Genomic DNA, 21327 nt, shown 5'->3' with positions numbered 1-21327 from the left:
CTTTCGTTGACTGTTTTTAATGGTAGAGGATAAAGTTCAATAGCCTATGAGCAAAATCTCAATAAAGTATCAATTCTTTATTAAATAGTAGTAATGATTTTTATTGGGTTATTTCTTTTTGCTAGAGTTATATATAGGGAAAAATCATAAAGTTGAGGGGTTTGCCATGAGTGAAACCATTCTAATTGTGGATGATGAAAGAGAAATTGTAGAACTGATGCGAGACTTCCTAGAAGTAGAAGGTTATACTGTTTTACTGGCTGAGGATGCCATACAGGCAAAATCGCTTTTAGATAGACATTCGGTTGACTGTATGCTTCTCGATATTATGATGCCGGGTGAATCAGGCTTTTCTTTGTGTCGACAAATTCGTGAAGAAAGTGATCTTCCCATCCTCTTTCTAAGTGCACGTGAACATGACACGGATAAGATTCGGGGATTAAGTCTAGGAGCGGATGATTATATTGTGAAAACAGCCACACCTGGGGAGGTAGTGGCACGGATTAAAGCAGTCTTACGGCGAACCAAAGGGGAGCTAAAGCGACAAAAGATACCACGTCTAACAAGTGGAGAGATTGAAGTAGATGTACAAGCTCATGACGTATGGATTCGGGGGGAACAAGTCCCGTTTACTGCGAAGGAATACGCCTTGTTAACCTTCTTATTACAACATCCTCAGCAAGTGTTTACCTATGATCAATTACTAGAGCAAGTATGGGGAGATGTATATTCGGATCATCATACCGTACGTGTTTATATTGCGCGGATTCGTAATAAGATCGAGAAAAATCCGGCTGATCCGGAATATATTCAAACAATTTGGGGGATGGGGTATAAATGGAATGGACCACGAGGAGGATAGAGTTTTCTTTATCAACGAAGAAATGGTTAATTTTAATTTTAGTTGCTTGTGTCATATTTCCGATAGTAAGTTTGAGGCAAATATCGGACGCATTTGATCAGCAGATCATTCAGTCAACGGAATTTTTCAATATGGAGGATTGGATTGATCAACGACTAATTAGGCAATATCCATCGTGGAATGATCCAAATTGGCGTAAAAAATTGATTCCCGAGTTACAAAAGCATCAATTGGCAGTCCGTCTGCTTGATGAAAAAGGACGAACCATTTTTTCTACCCTTAACTATAAAGATACCTATACAACAGGGAAGTATCGAGTATCAAAAGGAACTTCTGAAGAATATTACATTTGGCAAGATGGAAAAGTGAAAGGAACTCTTCATCTGTATCAATTAGACGGCTATTATCAATTTGTTTCTTCTGAAAAAGATCTTTTTTTTGATGAGCGAGAGGAACTATCTCTTCTTTCTTGGGGAATCCTGATGATCTTCTGCTTTTCGATAGCTGCTTTCTTCACCCATCGTGCTCTAATTATCCCATTGCAAAAACTTGGAGATGCAGCGAGAGGGATTGGGAAACGACAGTTTGATTTTGAGTTGAAACGAACACGAGTGAAAGAAATCAACGAAGTGATTCAAGCTTTTCATGTGATGAGAAATGACTTAACTCACTCGATTCAGCAGCAAGCGAAGATGGAAGAAGAGCGGAAACTATTTATTTCTTCGATTATCCATGATTTACGTACTCCACTTTTTTCGATTCGCGGATATTTGGAAGGGATTCAAACAGGAATTGCCCATACCCCAGAGCGATTAGAAAAGTATGTAACGATTTGTCGAGAGAAAGCAGATCTACTTGGTCAGCTTATTTCTGACCTGTTCTTATTTACGAAGTTAGACTTATTGGAGCAAAAGCCAGAATGGAATCGGATCGAATTATTGCCAATACTTAAGCGAAGTGTAGAGGACTTTCATTTTGCTAGCGAGCAGAAGGAAATCGAATTAATCGAAGAGTATCCTAAGCAAACGATCTGGATCAATGGAGATACGACTTGGCTCATTCGGGCGTTGCATAATTTGCTACATAATGCTCAGCAGCATACTCCTAAAGGTGGCCGAATTAAACTCGGTGTTCATATCAAGAAACATGTTGCTTTTATTCGGATACATAATACTGGCAAAGGACTTGATCCCAAGGAGATTCCTAAACTATTTACACCACTTTATCGTGGAGAAAAATCGAGAAATCGTAAAACAGGTGGAGCTGGACTGGGACTTACGATTGCGAAGCGAGTTTTTGTGTCTCATGGAGGCGATTTAAGAGCCTATAATGATGAAGAGGGAGGAGCTGTCTTCACGGGTGTTTTACCTATTTTAAAAGAAAAAGAGCACCATTAAGGTGCTATGATCGGTACATCACGGTATTCAGTTGCCTCATATTTAATACGTGCTTGTCCATTCGTCCAATTCGTTACTTGTTCAGTCAATTTATTTTCTTCGCCAGCCGGAACCCAAACAGTCCAACAAATATGATCAGTAAATTGTGGTGTGTCTAACATATATCCAGTTTGGCGTAGTTCATACTCCATTTTACCCATAAAATGATAGTCAAAAGATAAAGTAACAGCTTGATGGAGTAGGCGTTTTACCATGCCGGCTGCAGAAATAGCAGCGGAAGCCCCTTGGCTATAAGCACGAACTAACCCACCGGCTCCTAGCTTAATTCCTCCAAAGTAACGAGTGACTACAATGGCTGTATATAATAAGTCTTTCGCATGAATTACTTCTAAAATGGGTCTACCAGCTGTTCCGGCTGGCTCTCCATCATCTGAAGATTTTTGTTTGGTATCTGTAATCATATAAGCATAGCAATTATGTGTGGCATCCCAATGTTTTTTGGCGATTTCTCCAACAAAGTGGGTTGCTTCTTCTTCCGATTTTACATGCTTAGCCCGACAGATAAAGCGGGACTTTTGGATAATGATCTCAGTTTCACCATAATCACCAATGGTTAAATAAGATGACTGTGACATAGAATTTCCACCCTCTTCTATTGTCATTATAAAAGAATAAGGAAAGGCTAGGTAGCCTTTCCTTATTCTTCTGTTTGAGATATTTCATTTTGTTTTACATTGCCATCTAAATTGGATTGATCAGGAGTCATATGATCCTTGTTGAGTTTTAGGTCTTTTTCGATCTCTTTATTATCTTGATAAACGCTTTCTGGATCATTATCATGCATGGCAGCAAATTTTTCTTCCCAATCCGAGAGAGGTGATGGTTCTAGCGATTTAGTAGCTTTATAGTCTAATTGTTTTTGTAAGATAAAACTAACTTCTTCCCTTTCTCTATTGGACCATAATTCATACCAACCGCCGTTAATCCAAGTTCCCTCGGAACGAAATTGATAACGTTGAATATTTCCTTTCGACATTTGATAGATTTTCGCTAAGGATGGAATATCCCCTGTACTAAAGTTGTGACTAAAGTTCGCTCCTACTGCTTTTACCACATCATTAAACTGTAACAGAGCATCGGCACTAACCAGCTTGTCCATTAATTTCATAATCACTTCACGTTGTCGTTCGTTGCGTGCCATATCACCAAGTGGATCTTGTTTTCTCATTCGTACATATGCTAAGGCATGTGCTCCGTCTAGATGAGTAGGTCCTGGTTTAAAATGAGCCCATTTACCACCGATCATCTCCTGAGAGAAAGGTTTTTTTACATCCACATCTACGCCGCCCAATGCATCTACTACATCGGTAAATCCTTGAAAGTTGATTTTAGCATAGTAATCGATGGGGACATTTAAGAAATTTTCGATGGTTTCGCGAATGGTTTGTACTGGGTCTAAATTATGCTTATAGCCCATATGTGAGGAGTGATTTAACTTACTAACTTCACCGGTTGAGATTCGTACTTTTAAGTCACGAGGTAGGCTGATTAGCTTTATCGATTTTGTTTTTGGATTGACAGCTGCTACCATAATCACATCAGGGCGCCAATTTTTGGATTCATGTCCACGTTGGTCTGTTCCGAGTAAGAGTACTGTGAATGGGGTTTCATCAATGACAACTTCGTTTTCCCTTAACTTGGATTTGCCAATTAGGTTATGACCTAAAGCAATGGCTTCAAAAATTTGATTTCCAGCATAAATACCTATAGTAAGAAAAACAAGTAAAACGGCGATAACGGACCGGATAACCCACTTTCGTTTTCTCTTTTTCTTGGTAGGCTTTGTTGTTTGATCGAGCGAAGTCGTCTCTTCTTCTTCTTTTTTTACTTTCGGTTGAATTTCCTCTGAGACTTCGACCTGTGCGTTTTCATTAAGTTTTTCAATAGATAGATTTTGATTTGGAGCTATGGAATTTTCGGACTGGGATTGCTCTTCAGAACTAGAATCTACCGTATCTTTCTTATCTGGTATATAACTATCTTTTACACTTTCATTAACTAATGTTAAACTTTCCGTACTTACTTTTTCTTCTTCTTGCAATATTTCATCTGATTTTGCGTTCATTGGTACCGCCTTTTCAACAATTGTTTCTTCTTTGTTTTTCATCCCGTCATTAGCTGCTTTAGTTTGCTCAGCAGTGTTTTTGTCTATTGCTTGATCTGTGTTTAAAAGATCTGTGATAATTGGAGATGGCTCCATTTGTTTATGATTGATTATGTCAACTTCTAATTCGTCCACGGCTATCTCAGATTCTGTATGAGTTAAGTGTTCTACAGATGAAATGACTTTTTGTTCATTCAGTTCTCCGGTTGTAGAGATAGAAGGCTTGGAATCTGCTTTAGAATCTATATTAGGCTTATTCATTGCGGAATTTTTTAATAGATGCTTTCTTTTCTTTTTTTTATTTTTTTTCCCCATTTTTTTCCTCCCTTCATCTTAAACAAAATAACTATATATTGTACTTATAAACTTAAAAAATCAATATCTTATATGGAGGTGTATATATATTACAACTAACCTTATTTTAATCTTTGGTTGAAGTGTTCCACTGATTTAGCTCGAAAATTTTATGACAATAACAGATAATTAGATTGAATGATTTACCAATTCAGAAATAAACTGATATAATGCCGATTTTTTCCTAATACAATAGATATATTCATCCACTCAACGATAATGAACTTACTTCCAAACATATTTACTTGATAAGTTAGCAACCCTTTTTAGCCATAAACGAGTAAATTAAGATTGATGGTTAGGAGTACTTGAGCAGTGAATGAAAGACTTTTCATATATCACATCAATATATATAAAAATATTATATCATATATAGTTTAATTTACTAAGAAGATAGAAATGGTGATATCTGGTGGTGAGTCATGCAAATAGTTGTTTTTCTAAATGCTTTAGGGTATTCTATTGTTGATATAAAAGGTGAATAGGGAGCACATTGCTTACTAAATAACTTTTAGCTTGTATCAGAGGATTTTAATTTGGTCTTTCCTCTTTTGGAAAGGCTTTTTCTTTGTTAATGGTAGGTAAGAAAGGGGAGAAACAAATGGCGTTAGATCATAAACGTTCTTTGTTTACATCAGAGTCTGTTACCGTTGGTCATCCAGATAAAATTTGCGACCAAATTTCGGATGCTATTTTAGATGCTATTTTAGCAAAAGATCCAAATGCACGTGTAGCGTGTGAAACTTCTGTAACCACTGGACTGGTATTAGTGGCCGGAGAAATATCTACAAACTGCTATGTCGATATTCCAAAAATTGTACGTTCCACGATTAAGGATATTGGTTACACCCGTGCTAAATTCGGATTTGATTCAGAGACATGTGCTGTGATAACATCCATTGATGAACAATCATCAGATATTGCGATGGGTGTCGATGAAGCCTTAGAAAAAAAAGAAGGTAAAATGAATGATCAGGAGATCGAAACGATTGGTGCCGGGGATCAAGGTCTCATGTTTGGCTTCGCCTGCAATGAAACGGAAGAATTAATGCCACTCCCTATTTCCTTGGCACATCGATTGGCACGTCGTCTGCATGAAGTACGTGTAAATGGTACACTTGATTATCTACGTCCCGATGGTAAAACACAGGTAACTATCGAGTATGAGGGAAATCGTCCTATTCGAATTGACGCTATCGTCGTTTCAACACAACATGCTGATCATATTGAACTAAAGCAAATTCAAAATGATATTCGTCAACATGTCATTCTACCCATTGTTCCAGAAGAGATGTTGGATGAAAATACCAAGTACTTTATTAATCCAACAGGCCGGTTTGTAATTGGTGGACCACAAGGTGATGCAGGGCTTACAGGTCGGAAAATCATTGTCGATACGTATGGTGGTTATGCACGACATGGTGGTGGAGCATTCTCTGGAAAAGATCCGACTAAAGTAGACCGCTCAGGTGCTTATGCTGCACGTTATGTAGCTAAAAATATTGTCGCAGCTGGACTTGCTGAAAAGTGTGAAGTGCAGCTAGCTTATGCGATTGGTGTAGCGCGTCCAGTATCGATTCGTGTCGATACTTTTGGTACAGGGAAGGTATCCGAAGATAAATTAGTTGAGCTGGTTGAGAAGCATTTTGACCTACGTCCAGCTGGTATTATTCGTGAGTTAGATTTACGTCGTCCTATCTATCGTCAAACGGCTGCATATGGTCACTTTGGCCGAACAGATATTGACTTGCCTTGGGAGAAAACGGATAAAGCAGAAGTACTTAAGCAAGAAGCTGGTGAGTTATAATTCCTAAGGATTAGGGGAATTTAGATGGATGTCGGGTACTCGGAAGATATTCCGAATGCCCGACGTTTTTTTATAAAAAGTATGTTCCTATCTCAATCATCAATATATGAAGACACACAAATCGTTTCAGTATAGGATCAACTTTTCGACCCTAGGGGTGTCTCAAGAATGGTACTTTCTATGGAATAATTAAGGACTATTGTAGTTCAAAAGGGCATTTTTCCTATTTTAAACACTGAATTGACATGATAAAATATAATAAGAGGTATGTCTATTTGCAATTTTAAGGAAAAGAGGTGGATGCCTTGGTTGAGAGTCATATAGAGGTGAACGACGATCATCCAAGCCAACACCATGTTTATACAAAAACATTGATCCGTATACTAATTGCTGATTCTGATTTGAATTATCGTACAAAGGTTAGAGCAGCCATTGGATTAGAGAAAGATATGGTGGTGGTTGGGGAGTGTAGTGAAGGATTAGATGTCCCGCGATTGTGTAAACTGCATATGCCACACATCGTGGTGATGGATTTACATTTACCCAACATGAATAGTGTAGAAGTCACTTTTCGAATTTGCCAAATGACTCCTCAAACTAAGGTGCTTATCCTATCCCGACAAGATGATCCATATGTGTTGGAAACAATTCGATCTGGCGCTACAGGATATTTATTAAAAAATATAGATGACAAACATGTAATGGAAGCAATTCGAGTACTTGCTTACGGTGGAGTTTATATTCATCCGATCATGATGGGAAGATTGGTGAACGAATTTAGAAGGCTAAGCAGAGAAAATGGAAAGTACGAAAGAGTATCACCGTTTTCATGGCGAGAAATTTTAACCTATCGTGAAATGGAAGTACTTCGTTTGATGTCACAAGGAAAAAATAATCGTTTGATAAGCGAACAATTAGAAATTAGCGAAAAGACTGTAAAAAACCATGTAAGTAAGATTTTGTATAAATTAAATGTTCGAGACCGTACCCAAGCAGTTCTATTTGCGATTAAATACGGTTGGGTACCACTGATTTAGGGTAAAGGATATGTAATTGATATATGTTCACCTTCTTTATTCACTTGCATATGATTAAAGGAAATAAAAGGAGGGGCCCTAATGGAACAGTGGGTACTCTTTTTGGGATTTGTGATAGGCGGTATTTTACTGCTATACATCGTCCATCTTCTTTTAAAATACTTAGGAAAGAGATTTGGAAAAGCGTATCGCAATAAAGCAGATCACTTGGTTATCATCACTGGGAATAATCAACAGTCGATTGAACGTGTTATCTGGTCATATTATTTCTGGAACCGTTTTCGTGGGAAACCAGGTCAAATTACTTGTTTAGATATGGGTTCACTTGATGATACATTAGTGATTTTGCAAAAATTAAAGCGAAAATATCCAGGTCTTCGCATTGTAAAAATCGATGCAACCGCTGAAGATGCAATTTCAGACTGGATTCAATCACAACAAAAAGGAAAAGGTAAGATTTTAGTGATAGATTTAAGAGATATGGATAAATCTGAAGAAAGATATCTTGCATAAAAGACGACAAGGTCAGGCATCAAGTATAGATGCCTGACCTTTTTAGTGCTGATATATGTTGTTCTTATGGCTATGGGGTTCATTTACTTTGACCATATAAAGCTTTGATCTAGTATTTTAATGATTTATATCTTATGTTCTTGAACAGGGAGTGAGATGTTTTGGAGATGTTTGTCTACCAAGTTATTGAAAGTAATCAGCTTTATCTTAGTCTCTGTATTGAGGTAGATCGAGTTTATTGGAGAAAAAGAGGGGCTGATATTGCTATTTTGTTTTCTACATCATCAATCGGAGAAGCTTATTCATGGATTCAAAATAGAAAAGACCAATATATCATGAATGGTAAAAAGCCAGTTGCTTTATCAAAGTATCATCAACTCTTTTTATCTTGGTCAAGTCTCGAGCAGGAAGCAGAAAAATTATTTAACTTGTTGCAAGGACGTGCTCTACTCTGGTCAGAATTAATCTCATTTCTACATAAAAAGAATATAATCAATATAAAGTTAACATTATTACCCATTTTGCAACTGTTATATCTAGAGAACAGAATGGAAATAAAACCAGGTGTCACATGTAACGATGTTATATATCGTTGGACATGCCATCGCTGTATGTCAGATCGAAAATATTTGCGAATGACGGACTGTGCTACTTGTGGTAAGCAATGTTCGATGTGTGAGCAATGTATATGGTTAGGACGATCACGTACATGTACTCCTTTCTTCCTCTTTGCTCCATCTTCTATAAAAAAAGAAAAACTAATCAGTGTTAAACCACTTTCACTTACTGCTGCTCAGCAAAAAGTGTGTGAGCAAATTTTATCGTTTACCCAAAGCGAAGAAAAACAATTTCTTTTATGGGCAGTAACAGGGGCTGGGAAAACAGAAATGATGGTACCCGTGATAGCTCAAATACGGAGCGAGGGGAAAAAGATATGTTGGGTAACACCACGCAAAGATGTTGTTCATGAATTACAGCCACGTATAAAGCGAATATTTCCACAAGAAAGAGTACTGGCGTTGTATGGTGGAAGTTCAGACTTATGGATGGAAGGTGACATTGTAATAGCGACTGCACACCAGCTTTGGCGTTATTTTCAAGCATTTGATTTGATAATAGTTGACGAGGTGGATGCATTCCCACTATACCAAAATATAGCTTTAGAAAAAGGGATTGAACGAGCTTTATCTACGGGTGGAAAAATGATTTTACTAACAGCGACTCCTCCACGTCAATGGCTAGAGTGGAGCCGTTCAGGAAAACTTCCATCTGCTACTCTTTCAGCTCGTTATCATGGTCATCCATTACCCGTTCCAAAACTGATCCAAGAAAGGAGGCTCTGGGATAAGATTGAAAATAGAAAGCCTATTACCCCCTTTAATCATTTCATCAAACAGGTTATAACTTATCAAGGACAAGCTCTTATTTTTGTTCCAGAGATTAGAAGAGTAAAGCAAGTATTGGAATGGATTCGGGAAAATGGTCATGGGCATTTAGCGATGGCAGGAGTTTACAGTCAGATGTCTAACCGTGAGGAAGTAATTCGAAGGTTCCGAAATGTTGAGCTTGATTGCTTGGTTACAACCACCATTTTAGAAAGAGGTGTAACTGTTCCTAAGTGTTTTGTTATGGTACTAGGTGCAGATAACCTTCTATTTGATCAAGCCGCACTAATACAAATGGCAGGGCGTGTTGGTCGATCATCAACATATCCATATGGCGAAGTTTGGTTTTTAGCTACTGAACGCACAGAAGGACAGCTACAAGCAAAGAAACAGATTACTTATCTAAATCGATTAGCAAAAAAAGAAGGATTTATTAGAAAAGAGGCGTATTACCAATGAGGAGGTGGTGGTCGACTCTCTTTCCTTTGTCAAAGCCATGCTGGTTTTGTTCCACGCCAATTCGTTCACTTCCTTTTGCGTGCATTTGGAAGCAAATATGCTTTACTTGTCAAGAGCATTTTATGCGAATCAATGGCTCAGTCTGTCAGAAATGTGGAAGACCCATGGTAGAAGAGGAAAACCCAGCCTGTTTAGATTGTAGCCAAATAGATTCATCGACATTTACGCCCAATCGCAGTGTAGTACTTTATCAAGGCCAAGCTAAGAAAATTATTCAAATTTTTAAGTATCGGGGACAGGAGCGTCTGGCAGTTCCTTTAGGGCGTTGGATGGCTGAAGTCTGCTTTCAATATTATCGCTCTGTCCCTTTTTCTCTAATTACGTACGTACCTTTGCATGAAAACCGCTTAAAACAAAGAGGGTTTAATCAAGCAGAGCTTCTGGCCCAAGTGATGGGAAGGCAGTTAAGACTTCCTGTTCAAAAATTATTGATTCGAAGAAGAGAAACTTCTTCCCAAAGTCAACGAAGCCGCAAAGAAAGACTCCAGGCTTTACAACATGCTTTTATCTTAAATGAAGAATTTGATTCAACTTGGTTAAGTAGACAGTGTGTATTACTTGTCGATGATGTATATACTACAGGCTCAACATTACGTGAGTGTGTAAAGCCACTTAGTGAGATTGGAGTTAAGCAAGTTTATACAATTACTTTTGCTAGGTAAAGTCATTTCTATCTAAACAAATGTATAGATAGAGAAAAAGTAGTCAAGACTTTAAATTAACAAACTAGTCTAAATAGGAGGTGCATTTCTGCTACCATGTTTTGTAGCAGAAGAATTGAATGAATAAAACGGATTTAATAGAGAAAGTTGCTGAAAGTACTGGGAAAACTAAAAAAGAAGCAGCACTGGTAGTGGATACTGTTTTTCAATCCATTGCTGATGCATTAAAAAATGGAGAAAAGGTAACGTTGATTGGCTTTGGGAATTTTGAAGTGCGTGAACGAGCGGCAAGATCTGGTCGAAATCCTCAAACTGGAGAAAAAATACATATTGAGGCCAGTAAAGTTCCATCATTTAAGCCTGGTAAGCAGCTTAAAGAAGCAGTCAATACATAAAGATAAAATGGTAAAAAGAAGTGGTTCCAGTCAGTCTGGAATCACTTCTTTTTATGGATAAAATAGGTTTAAAAGGAAGGATTTGTGTTCGCAAAATAGTAGATAATATAAAAATAATTTCATAGTACAGTTGATTTCAGTATTATAAAATAAGAACAAATTATAATAAGAATAAATATTAATAGGTTATTTGAGAATGAAATTAAGTTATTTTCTGTATGTTGTTAATAATAACCAGTTGAGTTTGCATTTTTATACATGTAAAATTATTCTTATATGTAATTATTATAGATCTATCCACAAACGCTTTAAAAGACTCCAATCGGTCATCTCTTCCCACATAACAAGTTATTTTAATTGATCTAAACGTAGATTAGAGGTTTCTCTCTTAATCAATCGCTCTTCGTACTTAACTTACTCCCGCAAAAGGTATGGCGTAAAGGCCTGGGATGATCTAGATATCCAATCAAATGATGCAACATAATGTGATCAGTAACTATAAATAAAATTGACTATTCAATATGAATAAAATTAAGTGATTATTTATTATAAATATAAAATTATGTTGTATAGCTCAATCAAAAATCTGAGTTATATTTATGAATCATTCCAAACAGGTTCTACTCTAAAAACAATTCACCTTAAAGTGGACCTTCAGGAAGTGCTTGCTGATCAAGCATTTATGAATGATTTGTGATTGAACTATACAACCTTCTTTATTTTAAAAATCTATCGGAGGTGTTGAAGTGAAAAAATTATTGGGCTTGGTTATGGTTGCAGTTGTCGCTAGTGCTATGATTCTAACAAGTTGCAATATCAAGGTGGATTTTGGAGGAAAAGAAAGTTCAGCAAATGGAAAAAGGCTTGTTGTAGCCACAGATGCTCAGTTTCCCCCGTTTGAAAGTCTTGGGGCTGATGGAATTATTACAGGCTTTGATGCAGAGATATTGGATGCATCAGCTAAAGCAGCTGGAATTGAGGTGGATTTAAAACATGTAGGCTGGGACCCCATGTTTAAAGAAATAGATCAAGGGAAAGCAGATGCTGCCATTGCTGCCATATCGATCACATCTGAGCGACAAAGTAAGTATGATTTTACAAATCCATATTTCGTTTCTAAGCAATTACTTTTAGTTCCAGTAGAATCTAATGCTAAAACCTTAGGGGATTTAAAAGGATTTAAGATTGGTGCACTTGTTAACTCAACAGGAGCTGCAACAGTTAAAGAAGAATTTGGAGAAAATTACTCTAGATTGAAGGAATTCGATGATACTCCAACAGCAGTAAAGGAACTGGCTGCGGGTCGTTTAGATGCTGTGGTAGCAGATAGTGGTGTTGTCAAGTACTATGTCAAGACACTTGAAAAAGCAGAGGTCAAAAAAGAAGAAAAAATCTCATCTGAAAAAGGTGAGCATACATTTGTTGTCAAGATTGGAAGCACAAAAATTAAAGCAGTAGAAGATCCGTTTTTTTCACCGGAAAGCTATGGCATTATGGTGAAAAAAGGTAATAAAGAAGTTATTAAAAAATTTAATGAAGGATTGCAAAAGATTAGAGCCAATGGTACTTATGACCAAATTTATAAGAAGTACTTTGGAGAAGAATAAATATTTCTTTGTATATAAAATAGATAACATTATTATACATTAGGGCATATTCCGTTATTTGGCTAACAAGTTCATGCGTTTAGAATAGTGAGTAGCTAATTTTAATAGAGCATTCACTGATAGATCGACTACTCAAGATACATGGCTAAACTATATAAAAATCTAATATTAAAATATGTCAATATGTTTAATTTGTATAATTTGATTGCATACAAATTTTCTATTATTTGTTATTATAACTACAAATGGATATTTATGATTTTATCTATGTTACTGAATTGATAGCAAGGAGCGATGATAGTGAAAAGAGGCCTTTTATTATTAGTCACTGTTTTTATGACGATTAGCTTGGTACTTGTAGGTTGTGGTTCAAAAGCAAATAACAATGAGACTTCATCTTCTAGTTCTAAGAAAATCCGTGTAGGGACAGAAGCCCAATTTCCGCCTTTTGAAAAAATGGAATCCGATGGGAAAATCACTGGCTTTGATGCAGATATAATAGCCGCTGTAGCTAAAGCTGCTGGTATGGAATCGGATTTAAAGCATATGGGCTGGGATGCTATGTTTGATGGTATTAGCAGAGGGAAGTTAGATGTTGCGATCGCTGCTATTACAATGACAGATGAGCGTAAACAAAAGTTTGACTTTAGTGAACCGTATTTTGATGCAAAACAATGGATTCTATTACCCAAAGGTTCAAATGTGAAAACATTAAAAGAGTTAAATGGTAAAAAAATCGGTGTGATGGCAGGAACAACGGGTGAAGAAGTTGTAAAAAACGCATTTGGAAAAACTTATGCTAACTTAAAGGGATATGATGATGTACCTGGTGCTGTAGATGATCTCCAATTGAAGCGTTTGGATGCTGTCGTCGTCGATAAAGCAGTTGCCATTGATTACTTGAAAAAGCTAGGACAAGACAAATTTGAAACAGTAGAAGATCCATCAATTAAAATTGAGAAATATGGAATTTTGGTTAAAAAAGGTAATAAAGAATTACTTAATAAAATCAATGAAGGTCTAAAGAAAATTCGCCAAGATGGTACATATGACAAAATTTATGAAAAATATTTTGGTAAAAAGTAATATGTACATCGTAGCTTGATTGAGGAAAAAATGTACCATCTCGACGAAAGTATCAAATCACTTTTCACTAGATTAGCTTTTACACTATGCATTAGCAGAGAAAGTGGGGAAGCGATGCGAGGTTGATTAGTTAATTTTAAGTTTAATGAAAAAGAGGAGATCCCTCGTACTTTTGACAAAGCGAGTTTGTAGCTTTCCCCAGAAATACCCTATTAAAAGGTGTTTCATGGAAATGACTTTGTCATTAGTATCGGGGAGATGTCCCCTTTTTGATGTAATTTATTTTTTAGAATAAAGGATATTATATGTCAGATGGGACTATTCTGTGGATATGTGTATAATTTTGTGATTAACTTGTTAATGATGAAGGGATAAAGGCGGAGGAACTATTACTATGAGTATTGATTGGTCTGTAGTTATCGAATACAAAGATTTTTTTATTCGTGGGTTTATTACTACTATTGAGTTAACCATTGTTGGAATTGGGTTTGGTCTTTTGATCGGTTTGATCTTAGGGCTAATGCAGATTTCAGGTAAAGCTTACTTAAAGATACCTGCACGTATTTATGTCGATTTATTTCGAGGAACTCCTTTATTACTACAGGTTTTAGCCATACATTTTGCGGTTATTCCAACGATTTGTGAAGAAATTTTGCAAATAACTCCACCGTCTGCATTATTCTCCGGTTTTGTGGCTCTATCTTTAAATGCAGGAGCTTATATATCGGAGATTTTCCGTGGAGGAATTGAGTCGATCGAAAAAGGACAAATGGAAGCGGCTCGTTCTTTGGGAATGAACTATGCACAGGCAATGAGATTAGTTATTTTACCTCAAGCATTCAAACGGATGTTACCTCCTTTAGGTAATGAGTTTATCGCTTTATTAAAGGATTCTTCCCTTGTGACAGTCATAGCAGTAAATGATATTACCTATGCTGCCTTTACGACTGCTAAATCTACTTTCGAGCGTATGGGTCCATATATTACAGCAGCCGTGATGTATTTAATTATCACATTAATACTATCTCGTGTTGTCTTCTATCTAGAAAAACATTTTACACCGCAAACGAGAAAGAAGTGAGATGACCATGATCCAAGTAAAAGATTTAAAAAAAAGCTATGGAGAACATCAAGTTTTAAAAGGTATCACAACAGAAATTCATGAGCGTGAAGTAGTTTGTGTAATTGGTCCAAGTGGGTCAGGTAAAAGTACATTTTTGCGTTGTTTAAATCTATTGGAGGAGGTTACTTCAGGTAAAGTTATCATTAATGGCTTTGATCTGACGGATCCGAAAACAGATATAAACCAAGTTCGAACAAATGTAGGAATGGTGTTTCAACAATTTGAGCTATTTCCACACAAAAGAGTCATCGAAAATATTACGCTTGCTCCGATCCATGTACGAAAGGTTTCTCAAGAGCAAGCAGAAAAGAAAGCGCTTCAATTACTTCAAAAGGTTGGATTAGAAGAGAAAGCACAAGCTTATCCTGAAGAATTATCTGGTGGGCAAAAGCAACGGGTAGCTATTGCGAGAGCTTTGGCTATGGAACCAAAAGTAATGTTATTTGATGAACCTACTTCGGCTTTAGATCCTGAGATGGTCGGTGAGGTTTTAGCGGTAATGAAAGAATTAGCACAAGAGGGAATGACGATGGTGGTTGTAACCCACGAGATGGGATTTGCACGTGAAGTAGCAGATCGAGTATTTTTTATCGATGAGGGTTTAATTCTGGAAGAAGGTACACCAGAACAAGTTTTTACTTCTCCAAAACATGAACGGACTCAAGTGTTTTTAAGTAAGGTGTTGTAGCATACGACTTCTTAAAATGAAATTATACATGATAATAATGAAGGGGATGGCCCGAAAAAGATGAAAACATCTTTTTGATGTCATTCCCTTTGTTTTGAAAATGTATATCAAAATGGGAATAATAGTTTAAATATAAATAAATTACCCGAATGGTTATTTATATAATAAATATTAAAGTGCAGAAATGTAAATAAAAACCAGTTGCATTCGTATCTTTATACATATAAAATTTTATTTATAATTAGTATTAATATATTTATAAATCAAAACCAAGATGATCAAAGGAAGAAAATCTGGGTAAGTTATTTTACTACATAGAACAGAGATACGAATGAATTCATAAATAAGCTAAAAGGTTCTCGGATAGGTATGTGTAATAAAATCATAAACTTTTATTAAAATAAATTTGCCTTTTCGTGATTATACCGAATAGAGGAATGATTAAACCTATTTTTGCGACTTCCAATATCATTTAATATTACCTTCATTTACCAATGTAAATTTGTTATATAAATTTTTAGATTAAATATTCTTGAGTCAGTCTTTACTTTATTTGTTTATTTACAAATAATAGGATCATTTAGGTGATCGATTGCAAGTTATCCATGATGGAACTTCTTTTTAAAAATCCAATTGGAGGTGTTAAAGTGAAAAAGTTATTAGGTTTGGTTATTATTTTTGTTGTTTCTACTGTTCTTGTTCTCACTAGCTGTAATATTAAGGTAGACTTTGGTGGGGAAGAAAGTTCGGCAAATGAGAAAAGGTTGTTGGTGGCAACAGATGCCCAGTTTCCTCCTTTTGAAAGTCTTGGAGGAGATGGGATGATCACGGGGTTTGATGCTGATATTTTAAATGCGATAGCTAAAGAAGCAGGGATTGAAGCAGATTTAAAACATGTAGGCTGGGAACCCATGTTCAAAGAAGTAGAACAAGATAAAGCAGATGCAGCAATTGCAGCAATTTCGATTACACCTGAGCGACAAAGTAAATATGACTTTACAAATCCATACTTTATTTCTAAGCAGTTACTTTTACTTCCAGTAGAATCAAATGCAAGTTCTATGGAAGATTTAAAAGGGCAAAAGATTGGAACCCTTGTTAATTCAACAGGATCTAAAACAGTAAAAAAAGAATTTGGTGAAAATTACTCCAAATTAAAGGAATTTGATGATATTCCGACGGCAGTCAAAGAATTAGCAGCAGGTCGCTTAAGTGCAGTAGTAGCCGATAGTGGGGTTGTTAAGTACTATGTTAAAACACTTGAAAAGTCGGAGATAAAAAAAGAAGAGAAGATTTCTTCTTCAAACGGTGAACAAACATTTATTGTCAAGGTTGGAAGTACAAAAATCAAAGCACTAGAAGATCCATTTTTTACACCAGAAAGTTATGGTATTGTAGTGAAAAAAGGAAACGCTGAATTGCTAAAAAAATTAAATGATGGATTGCAAAAGATTAGAGCAAACGGTACTTATGATAAAATTTATAAAAAGTATTTTGGAGAAGAATAAACCCTCGATAAACACTGGAGCTTATCATACTGCTTATTTTTGAAATTCATATTACGTATAAAGTTAACTCAAAAGGGTCAAAACCAACAAAGACAAAATACCCATTTCACTCTAAAAAGTGAAGTGGGTTTCTTAATTTATTTAGTTAAAAATAGAACAACTCTTTAAAAGAGAGGATTATATTATTTTTTGGTTAATTTTTCTTTTGGAATTTGTTAATAATTTAGCAGGGATTTTTTAAGATGGGCGGGAATAGATAAATTATAAAGCGGAAGGAGGATTCACCTTATGAACTATGTCATCCGTGGAAATAATCTACAAGTCACAGATGCATTACGAGAGTTTATCGAAAAGAAACTCTCAAGACTGGAGAAATATTTTGACACACCAACTGATGCCCATGTTGCATTAAGCGTACAAAAAGAACGACATAAAGTTGAAGTAACCATTCCTTATCCTGGCTTGTTGGTACGTGCTGAAGAAGTAAGTGAAGATATGTATGCATCTGTCGATCTGGTTATTCAGAAGCTTGAAAGGCAGATTCGTAAGTACAAAACAAAAGTGAATCGCAAGTTTCGTCAGGATGGAAGCCTCCGCTCTATACAGTTTGAGAATGCTTTTACTACACAGTCTGTAGCAATAGCTACCAAAGATGAGGAAGAAGACTTTGAAATAGTTCGTCGCAAACAATTTGAATTAAAGCCTATGGATACTGAAGAAGCTATTTTACAAATGGATTTACTCGGTCATAACTTTTTTGTCTATATCAATGTAGAAACAGATCAGGTAAATGTGATTTATAAACGTAAAGATGGAAAGTATGGATTGATTGAAGCAGAATAAGTGATCAAAGGGGTAAACCCTAAAATATTAGATATTAAAACAATGGACGCCTGTATTTAACAGGCGTCCATTGTTTTAATCTTTTATACAGCATGATACATAATTCGATTGAAAATCCAGATCATACCTAGAGGAAGTCACTCATCGTTTTTGTGTAGGATCAGCTTTTGTACCAAACCTTTAGTGGGAGTGAGTGGGGAAGTGATGAGCAGCTAATTCAGGGGGCACCTCTTTATATAGAAAAGTTTGTCTAACAGTGGACTTATCCTTGAATAGGATAGATACATATAAATTTAATTCAAATGTAATGTTTTACTATGTAATGAAAATCTAGCTTCAGTAGTTAGTGAAATGAATGATCCTATGTTATGATAAACAAGGTATGGGGATCGGCTTACGTATGGTAGTTTATATGAATTAGAAAATGTCATTCCTGCTTAATGGAGGAGTGTTGCGGGATCGGTATAAGATATTTACATTTTAGATACCGAATCCAAAATGAGTGAATTATAGATGAAATATTTTAATTTGCTAAGGGGTTTTTGGAATGAAAGTTGTGACAGTAGTTGGGGCTAGACCACAATTTATTAAGGCAGCACCAGTATCTCGTGTATTGAGAAAAGTAGGCCAAGAGATTTTGGTTCACACAGGGCAACATTATGATAAGGTGATGTCAGATGTCTTTTTTGAAGAATTAAATATTCCAAGACCTGACTATCACTTACATGTTGGCTCCAAATCGCATGGAGAACAAACAGGAGCTATGTTGGCTAAGGTTGAAGAAGTTTTACTTAAAGAAAAGCCGGATTGTTTATTAGTTTATGGGGATACGAATTCCACTTTAGCAGGTGCATTAGCTGCAGCCAAGTTACATATTCCTGTGGCTCATGTAGAAGCAGGATTAAGAAGCTTTAACCGCCGTATGCCAGAAGAGATTAATCGAGTACTTACAGATCATGTTTCAAAATGGTTATTTTGCCCGACAGAAACAGCAGTACATCATCTTCAAAACGAAGGAATTACAGCAGGCGTCCATTTGAGCGGAGATGTTATGTTAGATGCAGTTAATTATAATCGTAAGTTAGCTGAGCAAGAGTCGAAAATTCTTAGCCGACTGAATTTAGAACCTAGCTCTTTTCTTTTAATTACACTACATCGTGCTGAAAACACAGATGATCCTAAGCGACTTAAAGAGATTGTACAAGCTATAAATCAACTAGAGGATCAAGCCGTCTTACCTCTTCACCCACGTACCTATGGAAAACTAGAACAGTACCAGCTAGAGATTGCTAATCCAAATGTTATGGTGATAGAACCAGTGGGCTATTTGGATATGCTTCAATTAGAAGTTAACGCTAAGAAAATTTTAACTGACTCTGGTGGTGTACAAAAAGAAGCTTTCTTTGCACAAGTCCCATGTATTACCATGCGTGATGAGACGGAGTGGACAGAAACGGTTGAACTAGGTACAAATAGATTAGTTGGTGCAAGTCATAAGGAAATATTGCATGCGGTTAGTCATTTTACTGTTGACTTTGCACAAATTCCACCTGTTTTTGGTGATGGAAAAGCAGCAGAAAAAATTGTGAGTCAGTTGATGGGTGAATAACATACGAGTTTATCGTTGCCTATCATTAATCAGAAGCTAATCAAGAACAATAGCAAGAAAGATTTACCAAAGAATGGGTCTCTCTTGAAGTTGTTTCAATAACTTTAATTGGTAAGAGAGACCCATTTCGGTTATCTATGTTTAAATGTTCAAAGATTGTTATAATGGATGTGTATTTTTGTGGAAAATACCAGTACTTAGGTTGCATAGGATAGGTTAATATGATAAAAGAAAACTTATGATTACTTTTTAGGTACTTCGGAAAGGATTTTACTTCAACTTTATGTTTAAGACTAAACGGGTTAATTGCAGGTCAATGATAAAGGAAAGCAACTAGTTTTGTTGATTAGAACTTTGTATTTTTAAGGATGGGGTAAGGTGATAGAAAAATTATTTAGCAGGTCGCGTCTTGAAATACTATTTTATGTCATGATGGCCTTCGCTTTATTAGGCCCTACTTTTGGTGTGAAACTATTGCCAAACTTTAATTTAATGTTTTTTCGAATTGCATTTTTTGTTTTACTTATCGCTTTGATCGTTCGCTTTATTTCGACGAAGCAATTAGAGGCTTCTCATCTAAAGCCAATTCGTTGGCCTATCGCTTTTTTTGCGTTTTGGCTGCTTTATGCTGCAATTTCACTTATTTGGGTAATTAATTTAAAATTTGGGATTCGCTATCTCTTCTTTTTAGCTATGATGATCCCATTTTGTATAGCTTTTCCATACTTTGCACATAGTCAAAAACAGCTTAGGCGAACTTTCGTTGTAGGTTTTGCGGTTTTCTGTATAATGGTGTTATTTGGTTTCTTTGAGTCGATCACTTATTTTCATTTACCTTCGTCACGCTATTATATGAGTGATAGTGCATCAGTTACTTCTTTTTTTAGAAATCAAAACGACTTTGCAACTTATATAACATTGGCTTTCCCATTTTTAGCAACGGCAATGTATGCTTTGAAATTGTCGCGTAAAATGAAGATTTGCCTTTATATCTTAATTGTTATTGCTCTATATTGCTTGTTAGCCACAGGATCACGTAGCAATACCTTCTTTGCACTTCCTCTCATTCTTATTATCTGGTTATTAGCATTACCTTTCACTGTTCAGAAAGAAAAACTAACTAAAAAGTATATATTTAAAGGAATAGCAGTTATCTTATCGGTTGTATTATTGGTTAGTTTGCTTAGTCAAGTTTTACTTGCGCAAAATGGTCGAGATAAGTTAGCAAGCACCTTTGGTATTTTTAAAGATCTCAAAGGTGGCACCATGAATATCCATGAGCTTGATGAGGTGGAAAAGGGTGAGGGAACCGGAGGCCAAAGTATTACTGTTAGGAAATATCTACTCCTTTATGGTTTAGACTTCTTACAAAAGAGTCATTTCCTTGGTGTAGGTGCGGGAAATGTAGAAGCACATATGAAAGGAAAAAAAGGAGTTAATAAAGTAAATATCCATAACTGGTGGGCAGAGGTATTGGTGAATTTTGGGGTCATTGTTTTTGTTCTTTATATGTCTGTATATTTATGGCTCCTGGTTAAACTTTGGAATCTCTCGCGAATCAAAAAAGCACCTCATGTTTCTTCATTCGTTCGATGGAGTGCCTTGTCTAGTTTATTAGCACTCATTGGCTTTTCTTTTGGAGGGATTGCTCCAAGTTCGTGTATTCACTTTACTCCTATGTGGTCTGTAATTGGCATTGCATTAGCAGTTGTAGCAATTGGAGAGAAGCAAAGAACAGAAGGACAAACTGCATAAATTCTCTATAGAA

At 36.1% G+C, this 21327-nt stretch carries 18 protein-coding genes; 16 read left to right on the top strand and 2 right to left on the bottom strand.

The genetic code is table 11. The features are described from left to right. Positions 1 to 166: 166 nt before the first annotated feature. Both DL897_RS09635 and DL897_RS09630 read left to right on the top strand, forming a co-directional pair. Positions 167 to 862 carry a response regulator transcription factor gene (locus DL897_RS09635; RefSeq protein ID WP_113658929.1) on the top strand — a complete coding sequence of 232 codons (696 nt, stop codon included), beginning with the start codon at positions 167 to 169 and terminating at the stop codon, positions 860 to 862. Further along, on the top strand, positions 838 to 2259 hold the full coding sequence (locus DL897_RS09630; RefSeq protein ID WP_113658928.1) for a sensor histidine kinase: 1422 nt from the start codon (positions 838 to 840) through the stop codon (positions 2257 to 2259). The genes DL897_RS09635 and DL897_RS09630 overlap by 25 nt, the downstream gene beginning before the upstream one ends. On the opposite strand, the gene DL897_RS09625 is transcribed toward DL897_RS09630, so the two are convergent. Together DL897_RS09625 and DL897_RS09620 are read right to left on the bottom strand one after the other, a co-directional pair. Next, positions 2256 to 2894, bottom strand: a complete 639-nt coding sequence (locus DL897_RS09625) for a YigZ family protein (RefSeq protein WP_113658927.1) — start codon at positions 2892 to 2894, stop codon at positions 2256 to 2258. The two genes, DL897_RS09630 and DL897_RS09625, sit on opposite strands and share 4 nt — an antisense overlap. 62 nt (positions 2895 to 2956) lie before the next feature. After that, a complete protein-coding gene (locus tag DL897_RS09620) occupies positions 2957 to 4738 on the bottom strand; it encodes an LCP family protein (protein ID WP_113658926.1) in 1782 nt (593 codons plus the stop codon). A gap of 640 nt (positions 4739 to 5378) precedes the next feature. Here DL897_RS09620 and metK point away from each other — a divergent pair. From metK to DL897_RS09550, 14 genes are all read left to right on the top strand, one after another. Beyond that, complete coding sequence (gene metK / locus DL897_RS09615; protein ID WP_113658925.1) at positions 5379 to 6584, top strand: methionine adenosyltransferase; 1206 nt, start codon at positions 5379 to 5381, stop codon at positions 6582 to 6584. A gap of 305 nt (positions 6585 to 6889) precedes the next feature. Then, positions 6890 to 7621: a LuxR C-terminal-related transcriptional regulator gene (locus DL897_RS09610; protein WP_240627347.1), complete on the top strand. Its 732-nt coding sequence runs from the start codon at positions 6890 to 6892 to the stop codon at positions 7619 to 7621. An 81-nt stretch (positions 7622 to 7702) separates the two neighbouring features. After that, the gene (locus DL897_RS09605) at positions 7703 to 8134 is read left to right on the top strand and encodes a hypothetical protein (protein ID WP_113658924.1); all 432 of its coding nucleotides are present in this window, start codon (positions 7703 to 7705) and stop codon (positions 8132 to 8134) included. 167 nt (positions 8135 to 8301) lie between these two features. Further along, a complete protein-coding gene (locus DL897_RS09600; protein WP_240627356.1) occupies positions 8302 to 9978 on the top strand; it encodes a DEAD/DEAH box helicase in 1677 nt (558 codons plus the stop codon). Further along, on the top strand, positions 9975 to 10700 hold the full coding sequence (locus DL897_RS09595) for a ComF family protein (protein WP_113658922.1): 726 nt from the start codon (positions 9975 to 9977) through the stop codon (positions 10698 to 10700). The genes DL897_RS09600 and DL897_RS09595 overlap by 4 nt, the downstream gene beginning before the upstream one ends. 119 nt (positions 10701 to 10819) lie before the next feature. Next, the gene (locus DL897_RS09590; RefSeq protein WP_113658921.1) at positions 10820 to 11095 is read left to right on the top strand and encodes an HU family DNA-binding protein; all 276 of its coding nucleotides are present in this window, start codon (positions 10820 to 10822) and stop codon (positions 11093 to 11095) included. 746 nt (positions 11096 to 11841) lie between these two features. Beyond that, positions 11842 to 12702 carry a transporter substrate-binding domain-containing protein gene (locus tag DL897_RS09585; protein ID WP_113658920.1) on the top strand — a complete coding sequence of 287 codons (861 nt, stop codon included), beginning with the start codon at positions 11842 to 11844 and terminating at the stop codon, positions 12700 to 12702. 300 nt (positions 12703 to 13002) lie between these two features. Beyond that, positions 13003 to 13788, top strand: coding sequence for a basic amino acid ABC transporter substrate-binding protein (locus DL897_RS09580; protein WP_240627345.1), 786 nt, complete (start codon positions 13003 to 13005; stop codon positions 13786 to 13788). Between the two features lie 394 nt (positions 13789 to 14182). Then, on the top strand, positions 14183 to 14869 hold the full coding sequence (locus DL897_RS09575; RefSeq protein WP_206186508.1) for an amino acid ABC transporter permease: 687 nt from the start codon (positions 14183 to 14185) through the stop codon (positions 14867 to 14869). A gap of 7 nt (positions 14870 to 14876) precedes the next feature. Continuing rightward, positions 14877 to 15599, top strand: coding sequence for an amino acid ABC transporter ATP-binding protein (locus DL897_RS09570; protein ID WP_113658998.1), 723 nt, complete (start codon positions 14877 to 14879; stop codon positions 15597 to 15599). A 647-nt stretch (positions 15600 to 16246) separates the two neighbouring features. Further along, positions 16247 to 17107, top strand: coding sequence for a transporter substrate-binding domain-containing protein (locus DL897_RS09565; protein ID WP_168188743.1), 861 nt, complete (start codon positions 16247 to 16249; stop codon positions 17105 to 17107). Positions 17108 to 17395: 288 nt separating this feature from the next. Then, entirely contained in the window at positions 17396 to 17950 is a 555-nt protein-coding gene (gene hpf, locus DL897_RS09560; protein WP_113658917.1) for a ribosome hibernation-promoting factor, HPF/YfiA family, read from the top strand. A 547-nt stretch (positions 17951 to 18497) separates the two neighbouring features. Next, positions 18498 to 19559, top strand: a complete 1062-nt coding sequence (wecB, locus tag DL897_RS09555; protein ID WP_113658916.1) for a non-hydrolyzing UDP-N-acetylglucosamine 2-epimerase — start codon at positions 18498 to 18500, stop codon at positions 19557 to 19559. 378 nt (positions 19560 to 19937) lie between these two features. Beyond that, positions 19938 to 21314, top strand: coding sequence for an O-antigen ligase family protein (locus DL897_RS09550; protein WP_145962215.1), 1377 nt, complete (start codon positions 19938 to 19940; stop codon positions 21312 to 21314). Positions 21315 to 21327 lie beyond the last annotated feature (13 nt).

The sequence above is a fragment of the Thermoflavimicrobium daqui genome (assembly GCF_003313465.1).
Classification (GTDB): Bacteria; Bacillota; Bacilli; order Thermoactinomycetales; family Thermoactinomycetaceae; genus Thermoflavimicrobium; species Thermoflavimicrobium daqui.
Note: the sequence above shows the minus strand (reverse complement) of the source record. Positions and strands in the feature narration are given on the sequence as shown.

Coding starts and splice junctions, on each gene's coding strand:
- DL897_RS09635 (WP_113658929.1), top strand. CDS start 167: ATGAGTGAAACCATTCTAATTGTGGATGATGAAAGAGAAATTGTAGAA.
- DL897_RS09630 (WP_113658928.1), top strand. CDS start 838: ATGGAATGGACCACGAGGAGGATAGAGTTTTCTTTATCAACGAAGAAA.
- DL897_RS09625 (WP_113658927.1), bottom strand. CDS start 2,894: ATGTCACAGTCATCTTATTTAACCATTGGTGATTATGGTGAAACTGAG.
- DL897_RS09620 (WP_113658926.1), bottom strand. CDS start 4,738: ATGGGGAAAAAAAATAAAAAAAAGAAAAGAAAGCATCTATTAAAAAAT.
- metK (WP_113658925.1), top strand. CDS start 5,379: ATGGCGTTAGATCATAAACGTTCTTTGTTTACATCAGAGTCTGTTACC.
- DL897_RS09605 (WP_113658924.1), top strand. CDS start 7,703: ATGGAACAGTGGGTACTCTTTTTGGGATTTGTGATAGGCGGTATTTTA.
- DL897_RS09600 (WP_240627356.1), top strand. CDS start 8,302: ATGTTTGTCTACCAAGTTATTGAAAGTAATCAGCTTTATCTTAGTCTC.
- DL897_RS09595 (WP_113658922.1), top strand. CDS start 9,975: ATGAGGAGGTGGTGGTCGACTCTCTTTCCTTTGTCAAAGCCATGCTGG.
- DL897_RS09590 (WP_113658921.1), top strand. CDS start 10,820: ATGAATAAAACGGATTTAATAGAGAAAGTTGCTGAAAGTACTGGGAAA.
- DL897_RS09575 (WP_206186508.1), top strand. CDS start 14,183: ATGAGTATTGATTGGTCTGTAGTTATCGAATACAAAGATTTTTTTATT.
- DL897_RS09570 (WP_113658998.1), top strand. CDS start 14,877: ATGATCCAAGTAAAAGATTTAAAAAAAAGCTATGGAGAACATCAAGTT.
- hpf (WP_113658917.1), top strand. CDS start 17,396: ATGAACTATGTCATCCGTGGAAATAATCTACAAGTCACAGATGCATTA.
- wecB (WP_113658916.1), top strand. CDS start 18,498: ATGAAAGTTGTGACAGTAGTTGGGGCTAGACCACAATTTATTAAGGCA.